This is a genomic window from Escherichia sp. E10V5 (assembly GCF_004212315.1).
GTDB lineage: Bacteria > Pseudomonadota > Gammaproteobacteria > Enterobacterales > Enterobacteriaceae > Escherichia.
In genome coordinates this window covers 337,718-355,247 of the sequence record NZ_RHJM01000003.1, presented here as the reverse complement: position 1 = coordinate 355,247, position 17,530 = coordinate 337,718, and the positions used below count along the sequence as shown (strand labels likewise).

The 17,530-nt window shown below is 51.8% G+C and carries 14 protein-coding genes; 4 read left to right on the top strand and 10 right to left on the bottom strand.

Features of this window, described 5'->3' with window-relative positions; all coding sequences use genetic code 11:
- Positions 1–29 precede the first annotated feature (29 nt).
- Complete coding sequence (gene lgoD, locus D9738_RS03640) at positions 30–1,052, bottom strand: L-galactonate oxidoreductase (RefSeq protein WP_130259579.1); 1,023 nt, start codon at positions 1,050–1,052, stop codon at positions 30–32.
- Positions 1,053–1,190: 138 nt separating this feature from the next.
- On the opposite strand from lgoD, the gene D9738_RS03635 reads away from it, so the two are divergent.
- Together D9738_RS03635 and D9738_RS03630 are read left to right on the top strand one after the other, a co-directional pair.
- A complete protein-coding gene (locus tag D9738_RS03635) occupies positions 1,191–2,105 on the top strand; it encodes a GntR family transcriptional regulator (RefSeq protein ID WP_130259578.1) in 915 nt (304 codons plus the stop codon).
- Between the two features lie 214 nt (positions 2,106–2,319).
- The gene (locus D9738_RS03630) at positions 2,320–3,681 is read left to right on the top strand and encodes an MFS transporter (RefSeq protein WP_130259577.1); all 1,362 of its coding nucleotides are present in this window, start codon (positions 2,320–2,322) and stop codon (positions 3,679–3,681) included.
- A gap of 49 nt (positions 3,682–3,730) precedes the next feature.
- Here D9738_RS03630 and tsr read toward each other — a convergent pair whose 3' ends face one another.
- Positions 3,731–5,395 (bottom strand): methyl-accepting chemotaxis protein, encoded by a 1,665-nt coding sequence (gene tsr / locus D9738_RS03625; RefSeq protein ID WP_130259576.1) that lies wholly within the window; start codon positions 5,393–5,395, stop codon positions 3,731–3,733.
- A 181-nt stretch (positions 5,396–5,576) separates the two neighbouring features.
- Here tsr and D9738_RS03620 point away from each other — a divergent pair, with 181 nt between their 5' ends.
- Positions 5,577–6,440, top strand: a complete 864-nt coding sequence (locus tag D9738_RS03620; protein WP_064530245.1) for a MurR/RpiR family transcriptional regulator — start codon at positions 5,577–5,579, stop codon at positions 6,438–6,440.
- A gap of 9 nt (positions 6,441–6,449) precedes the next feature.
- Here D9738_RS03620 and D9738_RS03615 read toward each other — a convergent pair whose 3' ends face one another.
- From D9738_RS03615 to D9738_RS03605, 3 genes are all read right to left on the bottom strand, one after another.
- Entirely contained in the window at positions 6,450–7,919 is a 1,470-nt protein-coding gene (locus D9738_RS03615) for a sodium:solute symporter family protein (RefSeq protein ID WP_130259575.1), read from the bottom strand.
- Positions 7,920–8,021: 102 nt separating this feature from the next.
- Positions 8,022–8,411, bottom strand: a complete 390-nt coding sequence (locus D9738_RS03610) for a RidA family protein (RefSeq protein WP_000023754.1) — start codon at positions 8,409–8,411, stop codon at positions 8,022–8,024.
- A 9-nt stretch (positions 8,412–8,420) separates the two neighbouring features.
- Positions 8,421–9,863, bottom strand: a complete 1,443-nt coding sequence (locus D9738_RS03605) for a D-aminoacylase (protein WP_130204746.1) — start codon at positions 9,861–9,863, stop codon at positions 8,421–8,423.
- Positions 9,864–10,063: 200 nt separating this feature from the next.
- On the opposite strand from D9738_RS03605, the gene D9738_RS03595 reads away from it, so the two are divergent.
- On the top strand, positions 10,064–11,284 hold the full coding sequence (locus tag D9738_RS03595) for an amino acid deaminase (protein WP_130259574.1): 1,221 nt from the start codon (positions 10,064–10,066) through the stop codon (positions 11,282–11,284).
- Positions 11,285–11,342: 58 nt separating this feature from the next.
- Here the strand turns inward: D9738_RS03595 and D9738_RS03590 are convergent, their stop codons facing one another.
- The 5 genes from D9738_RS03590 to D9738_RS03570 form a co-directional block, all read right to left on the bottom strand.
- Positions 11,343–12,353 carry an Ldh family oxidoreductase gene (locus D9738_RS03590; protein ID WP_130259573.1) on the bottom strand — a complete coding sequence of 337 codons (1,011 nt, stop codon included), beginning with the start codon at positions 12,351–12,353 and terminating at the stop codon, positions 11,343–11,345.
- A gap of 11 nt (positions 12,354–12,364) precedes the next feature.
- Positions 12,365–13,966 carry an APC family permease gene (locus D9738_RS03585; RefSeq protein ID WP_130259572.1) on the bottom strand — a complete coding sequence of 534 codons (1,602 nt, stop codon included), beginning with the start codon at positions 13,964–13,966 and terminating at the stop codon, positions 12,365–12,367.
- A gap of 11 nt (positions 13,967–13,977) precedes the next feature.
- Positions 13,978–15,588 (bottom strand): aldehyde dehydrogenase (NADP(+)), encoded by a 1,611-nt coding sequence (locus D9738_RS03580; protein ID WP_130259571.1) that lies wholly within the window; start codon positions 15,586–15,588, stop codon positions 13,978–13,980.
- Between the two features lie 14 nt (positions 15,589–15,602).
- Positions 15,603–16,523, bottom strand: coding sequence for a dihydrodipicolinate synthase family protein (locus D9738_RS03575; RefSeq protein ID WP_130204736.1), 921 nt, complete (start codon positions 16,521–16,523; stop codon positions 15,603–15,605).
- Positions 16,524–16,674: 151 nt separating this feature from the next.
- Positions 16,675–17,502, bottom strand: a complete 828-nt coding sequence (locus D9738_RS03570) for an AraC family transcriptional regulator (RefSeq protein WP_130221703.1) — start codon at positions 17,500–17,502, stop codon at positions 16,675–16,677.
- Positions 17,503–17,530: the final 28 nt, after the last annotated feature.

The following is a 17,530-nucleotide window of genomic DNA, read 5'->3' as shown; positions in this document are numbered from 1 at the left end:
TGCATAGCAACTTTAATAATCTCGCCTTATCAGAAAGTAATTACACCCTTAATCAACTCACGATTGTTAATCACATCGCGCTCGTAGGTTTCTGCCAGCGTGGCGAACGGATAGCGATGGGTTAACATCATGTCGGCAGTGATTTTCCCTTCCGCCATCAGTCGACCGACTTTAGCGAAATCTTCCGGCGTGGCGTTGCGGCTGCCCATCATCGTCGTTTCTTTTTTATGGAATTCCGGATCGGAGAACTGCAACTCACCTTTAAACAGACCGACAAAGACCACCGTGCCGCCGTGACGAATCAGATTCACGGTGTTATTCATCGCATGTTGATTACCTGTCGCGTCGATCACTTTCTGCGCCAGCGAACCACCAAACTGCGCCCGCAGCTGCGCGTCAAAATCTTCGGCTGATGGGTCCAGCACGGGCAACTCCAGACGCCTTGCCACATGTTCACGGCGCGCCGGACTGGTATCCGCCACCACCACCTGTGCGCCATCGGCTTTAGCGATTGCCGCCGCGCCCAGACCGATTGGCCCCGCCCCGACCACCAGCACCTGCTCGCCGGGAGCAATGGCTGCGCGACGCACCGCATGAGCGCTAATAGCGAAAGGTTCAATCAATGCTGCCGCCTGCGGGTCAATACCGTCTGCGGGCAAAATGTTCGCCACCGGCACGCTCAAATACTCACTAAAACCGCCATCCTGATGCACGCCAATGACTGAAATTTTTTCACAGCAATTGGTACGACCGCTTTTACACGCCGGGCATTGCTGACAGGCAACATAAGGGATCACAGCAACTTGCTGACCATTTTTAAGATCAGCAATATTTTTACCCAGCCCAACAATCTCCCCACATATTTCATGGCCTAAAACGCGTGGATAACTAAAAAATGGTTGATTTCCACCCCAGGCATGAATATCGGTACCACAAATCCCGACAGACTTAATTTTTATTAATGCTTCATTGTCACCTGGAATAGGTATCTCGCGTTGTTTCCAGACTAATTCTTTCGGCTGCTGGCAAATTAAAACATTCATCGTAGACATGATTCGGCTCTCCATCTTTTGTTGCCTTAGATATCAATGAAAATGAAAAATGGCAGCGGAACGGAAAATCTGTTTTGTGAAAACACACGCATAAAAATGTTTTAAATCGGGTTTTAATGGACTCACAAAGAGGAAAATATGAGTCGTTCACAAAATTTACGCCACAATGTGATTAACCAGGTCATTGATGATATGGCGCGGGGTCATATCCCTTCCCCACTTCCATCGCAAAGTGCGCTGGCGGAAATGTACAACATCAGCCGCACTACAGTGCGTCATATTCTCAGCCACTTACGCGAATGCGGCGTCTTAACGCAGGTTGGAAACGACTATGTTATTGCGCGTAAACCTGACCATGATGACGGTTTCGCCTGTGCTACCGCTTCAATGAGTGAACAAAACAAAGTGTTTGAGCAGGCTTTTTTCACGATGATAAACCAGCGTCAGTTACGCCCTGGGGAAACTTTTTCTGAACTGCAACTGGCACGGGCCGCGGGTGTCAGCCCGGTGGTTGTAAGAGAATATCTTTTAAAATTCGGCCGTTATAATCTTATTCAAAGCGAAAAGCGCGGCCAGTGGAGCATGAAGCAATTCGATCAATCCTACGCCGAGCAGCTGTTTGAGCTACGCGAAATGCTCGAAACACATTCACTTGAGCACTTTCTCAACCTGCCTGATCACGATCCCCGCTGGCTGCAGGCGAAAACCATGCTCGAACGTCATCGGCTACTGCGTGACAACATCGGCAATAGCTTTCGCATGTTCTCGCAACTTGACAGAGATTTTCACTCCTTACTGCTTTCAGCTGCCGACAATATCTTTTTTGATCAATCGCTTGAGATCATCTCAGTCATCTTTCATTTTCACTATCAATGGGACGAAAGCGATCTTAAACAGCGCAATATCATTGCCGTCGATGAGCATATGACCATTCTCAGCGCTCTGATTTGCCACAGTGACCTGGATGCCACCCTTGCGCTCCGTAACCATTTGAATTCAGCTAAACAATCAATGATTCGATCCATTAATGAGAACACGCGTTATGCTCATTAAGTACGGATTAAAAACAGCAAACTATTAGCGGGTGCACGGTTTTATCAAAAGATAAATACTGGGAAATTCCCGCTTACCTATGCTCACAATCAGTCGACTAAAAATGTTTTTGTGAGCGGTAGTAAAGTCCTAAAACTTTAACCTGCCGTTAATGTCAACCTTGCGTAATGCACAATTACGTAAACAATTAAAATTATAAATACAGGAGTCCGGCGTGGAAAAAGAAAATATCACCCTCGATCCGCGTTCTTCATTTACTCCATCTTCGTCGGCAGATATTCCCGTGCCACCAGATGGATTAGTTCAACGCAGTACCCGAATTAAACGCATTCAAACCACCGCCATGTTGTTATTATTTTTTGCGGCGGTAATCAATTATCTCGACCGCAGTTCGCTGTCGGTAGCAAATTTAACGATTCGTGAAGAATTGGGATTAAGTGCCACCGAAATTGGCGCTTTGCTCTCCGTGTTTTCACTCGCTTACGGGATTGCGCAACTTCCTTGCGGCCCACTATTGGATCGTAAAGGCCCGCGCCTGATGCTGGGACTGGGGATGTTCTTCTGGTCACTGTTCCAGGCAATGTCTGGCATGGTGCACAGCTTTACGCAGTTCGTGTTGGTGCGTATCGGTATGGGGATTGGTGAAGCGCCGATGAACCCATGCGGTGTAAAAGTCATTAACGACTGGTTCAACATCAAAGAGCGCGGACGCCCGATGGGCTTCTTCAACGCAGCTTCTACCATTGGCGTTGCCGTAAGCCCACCGATTCTGGCGGCGATGATGCTGGTGATGGGCTGGCGTGGGATGTTTATTACCATTGGTGTGCTGGGGATTTTTCTCGCCATTGGCTGGTATATGCTCTATCGCAACCGCGAGCACGTAGAACTGACTGCCGTTGAACAAGCTTACCTCAATGCTGGTAGCGTCAATGCCCGCCGAGATCCGCTCAGTTTTGCCGAATGGCGCAGCCTGTTCCGTAACCGCACAATGTGGGGAATGATGATCGGATTCAGTGGCATCAACTACACTGCGTGGCTGTATCTGGCCTGGCTTCCTGGTTACCTGCAAACAGCCTATAACCTGGATTTAAAAAGCACAGGGTTGATGGCGGCTATCCCTTTCCTGTTTGGGGCTGCCGGGATGCTGGTCAACGGTTACGTTACTGACTGGCTGGTCAAAGGGGGAATGGCTCCGATTAAAAGCCGTAAGATCTGCATTATTGCCGGGATGTTCTGTTCTGCCGCCTTTACGCTGGTCGTACCGCAAGCGACAACAGCCATGACGGCGGTTCTGCTGATTGGTATGGCACTGTTTTGTATTCACTTTGCCGGAACATCCTGCTGGGGATTGATCCACGTCGCAGTAGCTTCTCGCATGACTGCGTCGGTGGGCAGTATCCAGAACTTTGCCAGCTTCATCTGCGCCTCTTTTGCGCCGATCATTACTGGTTTTATTGTTGATACCACCCACTCATTCCGTCTGGCGTTAATCATCTGCGGTTGCGTTACCGCAGCGGGGGCACTGGCGTACATCTTCCTGGTTCGTCAGCCGATCAACGACCCACGTAAAGATTAATCTCCCTATGCCCGATAACATTTTGCTTATCGGGCATTTTTCATGGCGATTAAAACGTTTCCCAGTTATCCCCGCTATCAGCGACGGCAATTTTGCGCGACACAACCGGCAACGCTGCGTTTACCACTGGCAAAGCTTCATACTGATGCTGTTGCGTTTGCTGTATACGGAACACCGCTACGGCTTCGGTCAGACGGCTGGCCTGCTCTTCCAGCGCGGCGGCAGCGGCAGCAGACTCTTCCACTAACGCGGCGTTCTGTTGCGTTACCCTATCCATTTCGACAACCGCTAAACCAACCTGATCAATGCCACGGCTTTGCTCATCAGAGGCTGAAGCGATTTCTCCCATAATGTCAGTAACGCGTGTTACGGCGCTGACAATCTCTGTCATGGTTTCCCCGGCACTTTCGACCTGCGTAGATCCGACATCCACTTTACTTACGGAGTCTTCAATCAAGCTTTTAATTTCACGGGCCGCCTGGGCGCTACGCTGCGCCAGGTTACGCACTTCCCCCGCAACTACCGCAAAACCACGCCCTTGCTCGCCCGCGCGCGCCGCTTCAACCGCCGCGTTCAAAGCCAGAATATTGGTCTGGAAGGCAATACCATCGATAACGCTGATAATATCGGCAATCTTCTGCGAACTGGTGGAGATATCGCGCATCGTCTGTACCACGTTATCCACTACCTTGCCACCACGTTGCGCGGTTTCAGAAGCACTTAACGCCAGATGACTGGCCTGACGCGCGTTCTCGGCGTTCTGTTTCACCGTTGCAGTCAGTTGCTCCATGCTGGCCGCCGTCTCTTCCAGTGAAGCCGCTTGCTGCTCAGTACGTGATGAGAGATCGTTATTACCCGTGGCAATTTCGCTGACACCGCTATAAATGGCATTAGCACCGTTACGTACATCTCCGACAGTACGCATCAGTTCACTTTGCATATGGCGCAAACTCTGAGCCAGTTGTCCTACTTCGTTAGAACCATCCACCTCAATGGGTTTTACCAAATCCCCGCCAGCAATATGACAAATGCTTTCGATCAGGCGATTCATTGGCGCTACCAGCGAGGCTTTAATACCAAACCAGACGGCCACAATGACGGCTAACACGACGATCAACACGCCCACCAGCACCCACATCGCCTGGTTGTAAGAAGCATTATTATCGCTGACGGCAATATCGTAGAGACGATCGTTTTGCTCCATATAAGCCATATACAGCTTTTCGAAACCGTCCTGATATCCCTGAGTTGGCTGATCAAAGAACTCATTGATTTTGCCTGCGCCTAACAGCTGGATCAGCTCCGCCAGCGCATTGTGGTAAATATCGTAATTACGTTTGATTTCCGCCGCTGCGGCTGTGCTCTGACGCGGGTCACGCGGCAACGCTTCGTAGTCCGCCCAGTTTTTTTCCGCTTGCTTCAGCGAAATACTGGCACTCTGCATCAGCTCGGCGACGGTTGAACCGCTGCCAATATTGTTCTGATCCATCATGTAGCGGATACCCGCGCGGTTGAGAGTGTTACGTGTCTGCAACAACGCGACCCAGCTGCCATTCAGCGTGGATTGCTGCTGACGAATGGTTTGTAAAACGGAGAAATTTTCTTTGTCATTTTTTAAGGCATTAAAGAACAAACCGCCTGATGTCAGTTGTAAAAGGCCAAAAACGGCCAAAACCAGCAATAAGCTGGTCACGATCTTAATACGTTTAAACATGGTTTCTCTTCCCTCCAGACCTGATACTCAGGTTGTCGGCCTGGTGGTAGAAAACTTTATGATCTGGAGCGGTGTTGAGCGTTTTTTTGTCGCTGCGTACTTACATTTTTTATGAGGGTCACACTCTGGAGCAATTTTTATGGTACAAAGTACCAGTTTTTACTGAATCAGTGATACTCCCATGGCTTATAGCATCGATATCATCTCCTGCATTACCGAACGGTTTATGGCGTTAACCGCCACTGAAAAGCGTATCGCACAATTTATTCTTGATGACGTCTCCGCAGCCGTGGAACTGCCAATTGCCGAGCTGGCGCGGTTAACACAAACCAGCCAGGCGTCGGTTACGCGTTTTGCCCGTGCATTGGGTTGCAAAGATGTCCGCGAACTGAAAGTCAAACTGGCGCAGTCACTGGCTATCGGGCAGCGGTTTATTCTCGATGTACCGGATCTTGACGGTGTTCAGGGGATCTACGAATCAATTATCAGCGTGCTGGAAACGCATCGTCGCTCACTGGATATGAACGCCATCAGCCAGGCGGTCAGTTGGTTAAGCCAGGCGCGGCAAATTCTTGCATTGGGAACGGGCGGCGGTTCTACCATCTGCTCGCAGGAGATCCAGTACCGTCTGTTCCGCCTGGGATTGCCAGTGGTCAGTCAGAACGACTCACTCATGATGAGAATGATGTGCTCGGCAGTGATGCCGCAGGATGTGGTGATTGTACTGTCGCTGGGCGGTTATACACCGGAAATCATCGAAAGTGCCGCAATCGCCCGTCAGTATGGCGCGCGTGTTATTGCCATTACGCCAGCACAAACACCGCTGGCAGAACAGGTGGATCTGGTATTGCCGTTGCTGGTTCAGGAAAGTGATTACATTTTTAAGCCCACCCCTTCCCGTTACGCCATGCTCGCGATGATCGATGTGCTGGCAACAGAACTGGCTATGGCAAATAAAGCGCAGGCGAAAGATCGCCTGCGGCGGATAAAACTGGCACTAGACAGCCACCGGGGTGGCGCTAACCGCCAGCCACTTGGCGATTAGCACTATTGGTTATGCCTCTTCAGGTTTGGTGATCACGACACTCTGGTTTTCACGCTCATTGGTGATAATAGCCAGAGCTTCTTCCCGGCTGATCTCGCTTGCTGGCGTTACCAGCGTCACCAGTACGCCAGCGACCAGGCTTCCCAGCACTGACGGAATACACGGGTTACCCCAGTAAGCCAGCCAGTCGGCATTCATCAGCACCACAATGGACATCACCATACCGCTCACTAACGCCGCCAGCGCGCCCTGCCAGTTAAAACGTAGCCAGAAGCGACCGAGAATCGAGCAGATAAACAGCCCGGACATCAGCATCGAAATCATTTTGGTAATGTAGCTGATGATGTCATTAGAGGTCAGAGCAAAGACCAGCGCCAGGCCAATAACAAAGGTCAGCATCCAGCGTGAGTAAGTGATTGCCTTGTTCTCCGGCGGCATTCTGCCGGTAACCATGGTGTAGACGTCGCGCATCATAATCGCCACCGCAGCGATGGCATCAGAGCTGGCGGAAGACATGGTGGCTGAAAGCCCGGCAATCAGTACCACCAGGCCAAGCAATGGCGGCAGAAAACTGGTGGCGAACAAGAAGGCATAGTTACTGTTTTCCAGATTCGGGTTCATGGTGAACGCCGCCATGCCGATAATGGCAGGCAGAATCGAGAAGAACAGATACAACACGCCAGTAATAACAAACGAACGGCGTACAGAGGGAACATCTTTACCCGAGTAAATACGCTGGCGATAAGACGGTGTTGCCAGCACACCTACGCCAATAACCAGCGCCAGCGAAAGCGCAGGTAACACGCCCATTTTATCAATCGCAAACAGGCTCATCGCTTTTGGGTCCATCGCCTGTTCAATCGCACTCCAGCCGCCAACGTGAACAACGGCGAGAATAGCCATCAAAATAAAACCAAAGAACAAAATTAAGGCCTGAATGGTGTCTGTCCACACTACCGCCGAATAACCGCCGATAATAACGTAAATCGCAAAAGCTAAGGCGATAATTAATTTTGCTACAGTAAGATCAATACCTGTTGCCCAGGCAAGATACATACTGCCACCTAAAATATGCGCGCCCAGCCAGCCAATAGAGGCAATAAATATCATTAGACCGACAATGTTTTTAATTAAATGACTCCCGCCAGTATAATAAGAGAGTTCTTCACTCATGGTCATAAAACGTAATTTACGTACAGGAGCAAACAGCCACGCCACCAGCAATATACCTACGGCTCCACCGACGCCATAAAGCATTCCGGCCCAGCCATTACTGTAGCCAAAGCCCACTGCGCCCATACTGGAACCCGTGCCAACCATCGTGGCAACGGTTGAACCCAGCGTCAGAAACAGCGGCAGCGAACGCCCGCCCAGCAGAAAATCTTCTCCGCTTTTCTGATTACGAGAAACAAACCAACCAAGCCAAATCATGGCGATGGCATAAATAATAAAGCCGACTAAAAAGATATGACTGTTCATAATTCACATCCTGCCAGTAGAGAGAAAATAATGTAAGAGTTCCCGGAGTGCTGAATGTATTCAGCACTCAATTGCGGTCTGTTTTTTTAATTCTTAAATTTATTAGCGGGTCGCGTTATAACAGGTCACATCGACTTCGACTTTACAATCGACAACCAGATCAGCCACACAACAAATACGTGCAGGCGGATTCTCGCCAAAAAATTCTCTGAATACTTTATTAAAGGACTGGAAATAGCGGGCGTCAGTCAGGATCACTTTCACGTGAACCACATCCGCCAGGCTATAACCGGCTTCAGTCATGATGTCGACACAGTTTTGGATCGCCAGTCGTGACTGTTCAACGATACCGCCTTCTACCACTTCACCGTTTTTCATGGGTGTTTGCCCGGAGACGTACAGCCAGCCGCCCGCCTCAACCGCCCTGGCAAACGGCAAATGCTGCCCACCAGTGCCTGTTCCACCTTCCGTACCGTAACGTTTAATGCTCATATTCACTCCTTAATGTGAGGTCTGGCGGCGCAGGAAACGTCCCGCACGGCCTGTAATGTGTTTATCGCGACCATAGCTCATAACGCCATTTACCATCACCGCTTCAATGCCCTCTGCCGGGCGTTTGGGATCAGAAAAACTGGCAACATCACGAATGGTTTGCGGATCGAACAACACCAGGTCCGCAAAATAGCCGACTTTCACCAGTCCACGCTGGGGCAGACAAAAACGGCTGGCAGAAAGCCCGGTCATTTTGTGGATAGCCGTGGTCAGCGGGAATAAGCCTTCATCACGACAATAGTGACCCAGCACACGAGGGAAAGCGCCCCATAAACGCGGATGCGGCATGGGATCATTAGGCAGGCCGTCAGAGCCAATCATACTGACCGGATAACTCAACACTCGGCGGACGTCGCGCTCGTCCATGTTGTAGTAGATAGCCCCGGCAGGCATTAGCAGCTTCGCGGCCTCCAGCATACTCATCTGCCAGTCGGTGGCGATTTGCGCCAGTGTTTTCCCGGCCTGCTGCGGATGTGTTTGTGACCAGGTGATCACAATATCGAATTCGTCGGTGACTTGTTTGAGATCCAGCGTTGAAGAGCTGGCTGAGTAAGGGTAGACATCGCAGCCAATTTCCTGGTGTTGACGCATTTGGTCAAAAAAAGCCAACGTTTCTTTTGTCCGCCCCCAGTTTTTCGCCCCGGCGCATTTATGGTGGGAAACCACAACAGGCACTTTGCCATGACGCCCAATACGAAACGCCTCATCCAGCGCATCCAGAATCGGTTCGAATTCAGAACGCAGATGAGTGGTATAAACCCCCTTCTCACCGGCTAATTCTTCCGCCAGCGCCATTACCTCTTCGGTAGTCGCCTGAAATGCCGTGGCATAAGCCAGTCCGGAACTTAACCCCAGCGCTCCCTGACTCAACGCCAGACGTAAGTCGGCACGCATAGCGGCAATTTCATCCGCCGTCGCCGGGCGAAACAGGTCGTCCATATGATTATTACGCAGCGCCGTATGACCAATCAGCGTGCCTACGTTCAGTGACGGTCTGGCTGCTTCCACTGCCTGGGCATAGCTTTCAACGGTGGGATAAATAAAGTGCTCCGCTTCCCCCAACAGATTCATCGGGTCAGGGACTTCGCCTTTCATTTTCGCCGACGCTGCACTGATCCCGCAGTTGCCGACAATCACGGTGGTGATCCCCTGGCTGATTTTTGGCAGATATTCCGGGATGCGAATAACGTTGATATCGTCATGGGTATGAACGTCGATAAACCCTGGTGCCAGCACCCGTCCTTCACCGTCAATGACCTGCTGCGCCGTAACGTTAAGCGCAGGGGCTATATCGACAATCCGATCACCTGTTATTGCCACGTCACCGCGAAATTCAGGGCCGCCGCTGCCGTCGATAACCGTCACATTTTTGAATAACCAGTCAACCTGCATGTTCGTCACTCCATTTCTGCAATGGTGATAAGTTAACCATTTACAAGGATGAAAAACAGTGGAAAACTACGCAAAACCCAGATGATTTTCTGATACTTTTATTCACAAATCATAAGATAAATAAACTAAATACCTATATTTCATTTAGTTACAAATGATACTCGCATCCGATACGGTGAAAAACTCAAAAGGTAAATGTTATGAAATACCACTCAGAACCTCTGGTTCCCCATAAATCTGCTCTGATGCAAATGCCCGCAAATATCCTTGCCGAAGATGTTTGTTTACCTGCCGCGATCATTAAAAAGCAGGCCCTGGAGAACAACATTATGTGGATGCAACGCTATGCTGACGCGCGCGGCGTTTCGCTGGCACCGCACGGTAAAACCACCATGACGCCGTGGATTTTTCAGGCGCAGCAGGCGGCTGGCGCCTGGGCAATTGGTGTCGGTAGCGCGTGGCAGGCTGGTGCGGCAATGGCGAGCGGTATTCAGCGTGTGCTGATGGTTAACCAGTTGGTCGGCAAGGCGAATATGCAGTTGATTGCCCAGTTGCAACGGCATTACCCGAAAGTCGATTTTATCTGCTGTATCGACAGCATTGAGAACGCCCGCGCTTTGTCTGTCTTTTTTGCCAGCCAGCAACAGACGCTGAACGTGATGATTGAGCTGGGGGTTCCCGGCGGGCGCTGTGGTTGCCGCTCAACGGATGCCGCACTGGCACTGGCTAAACAAGCGGCCCAATTACCAGGATTACGTCTGCGAGGGCTTGAGTTATATGAAGGTGTTTTACACGGTGACGATCCACAGCCGCAGGTAGAAGCGCTGCTGCGGGATGCCGCACAACTGGCTTGTGATATGGCAAGTCTGGTTGATGGCGAGTTTATTCTCACCGGAGCAGGCACGGTCTGGTATGACGTGGTGTGCAATATCTGGCTGGCGGCAGAAAAACCGACTAACTGCCGAATCGTCATTCGCCCAGGCTGCTACATCACCCATGACGCAGGGATCTACGACATCGCGCAACAGCAATTGATCGCCCGTGATCCCGTGGCTTGCGATCTGGCAGGCGATCTCACATCTGCGCTGGAGCTGGTCGCCATGGTGCAATCGGTGCCAGAGGCCGATCGTGCGGTGGTTAATTTTGGTAAGCGTGATTGCGCCTTCGACGCCGGACTGCCGCAACCAGTCGCCCACTATCGCAACGGCAAATCACTGGCATTTGATCCACAGGCGATTCGCAGTACAGGCATTATGGATCAGCACTGCATGTTACAACTGGCTGCCAACAGCGACGTGCAAGTGGGGGACATTCTGGTGTTTGGCACATCGCATCCGTGCCTGACCTTCGACAAATGGAAAACGTTGTTATTGACTGATGACGACTACAACGTACTGGCAGAGCTGGATACGTTGTTTTGATAGCGCAGATGGCGGGATCCTTCCCGCCATTAATTGTATGTATATCCTTTAGTATCTATCAGCTACTTAAGGATCGAATATCGTCATAGAGTGATTGGCTGATCTCTACACCCTGTTGCTCACTGCGCAATCGTGCCAGGTAGCGACGTTCTCCCGGCAGGCGCGCGCCCTGTGCCTGCATCTGACTAAACAGTGTTTCCGCCCTTGCCAGATGCCTCCCGGCATCCTCACCAAGAAAACGCTGCGGATCGAGTGCCAGGATCAACTCTCCACCATATGGCAAACCACCTGCACCATTATCCCACGCAAGAGACTCAGCACTGGTCATATCGCCAATCAGTGGCCCCGCAATCAACTCCACCATCGCTGCCAGTGCCGAACCTTTATGACCGCCGAAGGTTAACATTGCTCCGTCCAGCACAGCTTGTGGATCGGTGGTGGCATTGCCATTGCTGTCGATCCCCCAACCTTCAGGAAGTGATTTCCCGGCTCGCTGATGTAACTGAATCTCCCCGCGTGCCGCCGCACTGGTCGCCATATCAAAAATAAATGGCGGCTGCTTGTCGCGCGGCCAACCAAACGCGATTGGGTTAGTACCAAAAAGAGGTTTGCGCCCCCCTTTCGGCGCAACCCAGGCATGGCTTGGCGTGGTCGCCAGCGCCACCAGTCCGGCTTCAGTCAGCGGTTCAACATCCGCAAATAAGGCGGAGTAGTGAACACAATGATTAATCGCCAGTGCTGCAATCCCGCACTGACGCGTTTTCTCGATCAGTAACGGTAGTGCCTGCTGATAAGCCAACAGCGAATAGCCACCTTTGGCATCGGCCTTAACGATTGCCGGAGCCTGAGATTCCACTGTCGGCAGAGCATCGGCAGAGACTTTCCCTTTTCGCAGCGTGTCAACAATCCCCAGCAGTCGCCATAAACCGTGCGAGGCACAACCGTCGCGCTCCCCGGCGGTAACGTTTTTCGCAATCACCACCGCATGTTGCTCACTAAATCCGTTACTGATGAGCGCATGATAGGCTAGTGCGTAAGCCTCTGATAATGAGAGGATTACTCTATCCATTTTCTACTCCTTTATTCTTCTTCATCCCCGTTAAAGTTCGCCCGAGGAAGACAGGTGTATGCGCCCCAGTAATAAATTCCCAACGACATCAGCGCGACAACGATAGTATCCCACGGGTGACCTATAATGCCGCTACCGCCAAAACTACCCAACCAGGAAAACAGCATAATCAGGGCATAGAAGGCAATAAGCCACAATGAAGATTTAATCTGCTGCGCCAGGCTGACATGCTGAACAGGCACTTTCGACTTACAAACCACGTAAACCACAAACATTACGATTTGTAGCCCCAGCAGCCAGGAAAGCGTTCCCCAACCAGACCAAAAAACAATCAGCGCGGAAATCATAAAAGAGAGTGGGCCGAGCACCGCAAAACCACGAACGCGGAACGGGCGCGGCATATCTGGTGCATTACGACGCAGCCCGGCAGCTGTAACTGGCGCGATGGCGTAGCTCAGTACCAGAGCCGCAGAAACCACGCTAATCAATTGCTCCCACGACGGGAACGGCAGCGTCCAGAAGATAGATAAACCAAACGTCAGCCACAGTGCCGGACGTGGAATACCTGACTCCTTATCGATATGAGTAAAGGTTTTAAAGAATGTCCCCGCCTTCGCCCAGCCATAGATCACGCGCGGTGTCGCATTCATGTAAATATTGCCAGTGCCGCTGGGAGACACAATAGCATCACATACCACCATAAATGCCAGCCAGCCCATCCCAAGGGTAATGGCGATATCACGATACGGCAGCGAATAGTTCTTACTGATCTCCGCCCAACCCCCACTTAGCGATTCAGTTGGAATGCTGCCCAAAAAGGCGACCTGCAACAGAACGTAGATAATGGTCGAGAGAATTACCGAGAGGATCAGCGCAAATGGGATGGTACGTTGCGGATTTTGCGCCTCGCTGGCAACGGAAATAATCGGTGTCAGCCCAAGGTAAGCGAAGATAATCCCACCCGCGCTAATTGCCGCTTCCACTCCTGACATACCAAATGGAGCCATACCCTGTATATGCAGATTCTCCGGTTTGAAGAAGGCAAATAACGTTATTACCACCAGCAACGGCACCAGAAACTTCAGCACACTAATAAAATTGTTCGAGCGGGCGAACGTTTTGACACTGTAGTAGTTCAGGGCAAAAAAGAAGCACAACAGTAAGAACTGCACCACCCAGCCTAACAGCGTCGGGTCACTGCTCCCCGTCTGCGTCAGCGCTGGAAACCAGGCGGCAGCATATTGCCGTGCGGCTACAATCTCAATGGAGATCAGGCTGGAGAAGGCAATCAGGGTAATAAAGCCCAGCAGATAGCCCATCAATTCGCCGTGCGAAAATACCGGGTAACGAATAATACCGCCCGCGCGGGGAAGCGCCGCCCCCAGTTCGCAGTAAATAATCCCCAGTAGCAACACCGCAAAACCGCCAATAACCCAGGAAGCAATCCCGGCTGGGCCAGCGATCGAAGCGACATGGCTGGCAGCAAACAGCCAGCCAGAACCAAAAATCGCCCCCAGACCAATAAAGGTCAAGTCGGTGAGCGTTAACTGCTTTTTAAACTTCCCCGACTCAACAACGACGGTTTGCGTGCTTTGGGTAGAAGGAATTGTCATAGTGATGCCCTTCAATGAGTCAACAAGGAGGAAATGGCTTCCCGGGTCCACTGGCCGTTAACCAGGCGCAGCAGGTTTAATGGATTACTGTCCTGCAACGCAGGCGGTAATAGCGCAGCGGGTGCATTTTGCAGGCATACCGGGCGCAGAAAACGAGTAATGGACAGCGTGCCTACGGACGTGCCGCGCGCGTCGGTGGTTGCCGGGAACGGACCACCGTGTACCATGGCATCGCAAACCTCGACGCCGGTGGGATAGCCGTTGAACAATACGCGTCCGGCTTTATCAGCCAACAACGGCAATAAACGACCAGCCAGTTGCCGGTCATCCTCATCCGCCTGAAGTGTGGCAGTAAGTTGCCCTTGCAGAGCGTTAATCACCTGCAACAACTCCGCTTCATCAGCGGCTTCAACCACAATCGCGAGCGGCCCGAACACTTCCTCCTGCAACAGAGGATCTTTTTCAAGTACGCTTGCCACCTGAGCCTGATAGAGACGAGCCTCTGCACGTCCGGTCTGATGATTATCGTCCCCCGCCAAACACTGAATTGTCGGATGTCCTGCCAGTTTCTCTACGCTGTGGCGATAGTGCTCAAGCGTGGAGGCGTTAAGCATGAGTTGCGGTGAGGCGGCATTCACTTTCTCAACCAGTTGCTGCAAAAAGCCTGCGTTTTTCTCCCCCTTCAGCAACACAATCAGACCTGGTTTAGTGCAGAACTGTCCACATCCCAGCGTGAACGACGCGACTAAATCGCGGGCCAGCGTATCGGCACGTACTGATAGCGCCTGCGGCAGAATGAAAAAGGGATTGAGAGCCGACATTTCGGCAAAAACTGGTATTGGCTGTGGACGCTGTTGGGCCAAACGAAAGAGCGCCATGCCACCACGTAATGAGCCGGTAAAACCCACCGCCTGAATTGCGGGATGTTTCACCAGTTCAGCACCGATATCAGTACCGAAAATCATATTGAATACGCCTGCGGGCATGGCGCATTTAGTCACGGCACGAGCGATCGCTGACGCGATAATTTCTGCCGTTGCCATATGCCCAGGATGCGCTTTCACAACTACCGGGCATCCTGCAGCCAGTGCCGCTGCTGTATCACCACCGGCGGTAGAAAAAGCGAGTGGAAAGTTGCTGGCACCAAATACCGCCACCGGCCCGAGAGCCGTTTTATACTGGCGCAAATCCGGTCGAGGCAGAGGCTGACGCTCCAGCAACGCAGTATCAATTCTTACCTCAAACAGATCGCCCCGACGTAATAACCCGGCAAACATGCGCATCTGCCCGCTGGTTCTTGCCCGCTCTCCCTGTAAACGCGCCAGGGGTAACGCTGTCTCCTGATGTGCCGTAGCGAACAGTTCGTCGCCTGCCGCATCAAGTTCATCGGCGATGGTTTCTAAAAAATCGGCACGTTGCCCGACGCTGGTCTGTGAATAGCGCACAAAAGCCTGCTGCGCCGCAATAGCCGCCTGCGCGGCCTCCTCCGCGGAGGCCGGGTAAAAACGTTGCCCGGTAGGTTCGCCATCCTGCGCTCGCAGGCTGACCAGCGACGGTTCACCGCTGGCAACACGTTGCCCGGCGATGAACTGTTGCCCGGTGAAAGGGAAAGTTTCAGTCATAGTCTCTCCCCACCTCAAAGGCCCACGTCCGGCAGCGCAGGGCGAGTCGCCAGCGCTTTCTCAACTATCGCCACAACCTGGGCACGCGTTTCACCTTCCAGCGCCAGACGCGGCGGGCGAGTAACCTCACTGCCACGCCCCAACAGGGCTTCGCACAGCTTGATACACTGCACCAGGTCAGGGCGCGCATCGAGATGCAGCAGCGGCATAAACCAGCGATACAGCGCCATAGCCTCGTCAAAACGCTGTTGTTTTGCCAAACGGAACAACGTCTCACCTTCGCGTGGGAAGGCGTTTGACATCCCGGAAATCCAGCCTTCAGCGCCCACCGCAATGCTCTCAACCACGACATCATCCAGCCCTGCAAACAGCACAAAGCGATCTCCTACCGCATTGCGAAGATCGATAAAGCGACGAGTATCACCAGAGGAATCTTTAAAGCAGACAATATTTTCGCAATCAGCGAGTGTTTCCAGGATATCAGGGGTGACATCGTTTTTATAAATCGGTGGGTTGTTATAGACCATGATCGGCAGGTCGGTCGCCATTGCCACACTGCGGAAGTGCGCTGCAGTTTCATGAGGCTTAGACGAGTAAACCAAAGCAGGCATCACCATAACGCCATCAACACCGACCTTCTCGGCCTCTTTTGCCATCGTCCGGGCAAAGGCGGTGGTGAACTCAGCAACCCCGGCAATCACCGGAATTTTTCCGCCAGCAGCATCTTTCGCGACTTCGATGATTTGCAGTTTTTCCTGAGTGGTAAGTGACGTGTTTTCTCCTACGCTACCGCACACTACCAGGCCAGAAACCCCGTCTTTAACCAGGTTTTTCATCACCGCATGGGTGGCATCCAAATCAAGTGAGTAATCACTACGGAACTGAGTGCTAACCGCCGGAAAAACGCCACTCCAGTTAATCGCTTTATTGCTCATCTTTGGTTTCCTTATTGTCAACCTGTTGTGTTAATGTGAATTAAAAGTGAATTCCCATTAACAGATTGACCTCTCCTTGCGCTGGCGGCTTGTCGATTTTCTTTCCCCAGGATGACGAAATTAGCACAATGCCCGGTTGCGATTTGTCGTGCTACCCGACCAACGTCATCCGAAAATCACGCGGTGTTGAGCCAGTCATCGCCTTAAATTGACGGCTGAACGCACTGTGGTCGGTATAACCGCACTGCAAAGCGATATCGGTAATCGGCGTAGTTCCGGCAAGCAACTCCGTGGCCTTTTCCAGTCGAACTTTGTGGATCATCTGGCGAGGAGTCAGGTGAAAAATCCGCTTACAGTAGCGTTCAATTTGCGCCACAGACATTCCGCTCATTTCAGTCAACTCTTCCATAGAGATCGCGCGGTGGTAGTGATTGCGAATGTGCTCATCGATGATCGCCAGACGTTGCCAGGCAGGATGACGTGCATGTGCTTCCTGGAGATCATGTGAGATCCCCGCCATTCCAATCACACGCCCCTGCATATCGCGCAGTGCCAGTTTCTGCGTCAGGCACCAGCCGCGTTCGCGCCCGTTATAGAGATGCATCTCCAGTTGATCACGTAACGCAACCCCTTCGCGTAGCACACGCAGATCCTGTTCGGTATATCCTCGTCCCAGTGCAGAAGGGAAAACATCTGCCGATGTCTTCCCCAGTAGCGATGTCACGTTTTTAAACCCGCAGCGTCGCGCCAACGTCATATTGACTAACAGATAACGGGCCTGCACATCCTTAATAAAAAACACCACATTAGGAATGGCGTTAAGAAGTGGCGCAATCAGTGCCAGTGCATTTAACAATGCCTGAATATTTTGTGGACGCTGCCGCGCCAGCCCCTCGCAAATTTGACTAAGTTCATCAACGGCCAGCGCAGTTTCTTCACAAGGGGAAAACTCAATAGTCTGATGACATATGCTGGACATAGCTGTTCCTCATAGCGATTGAGGATGA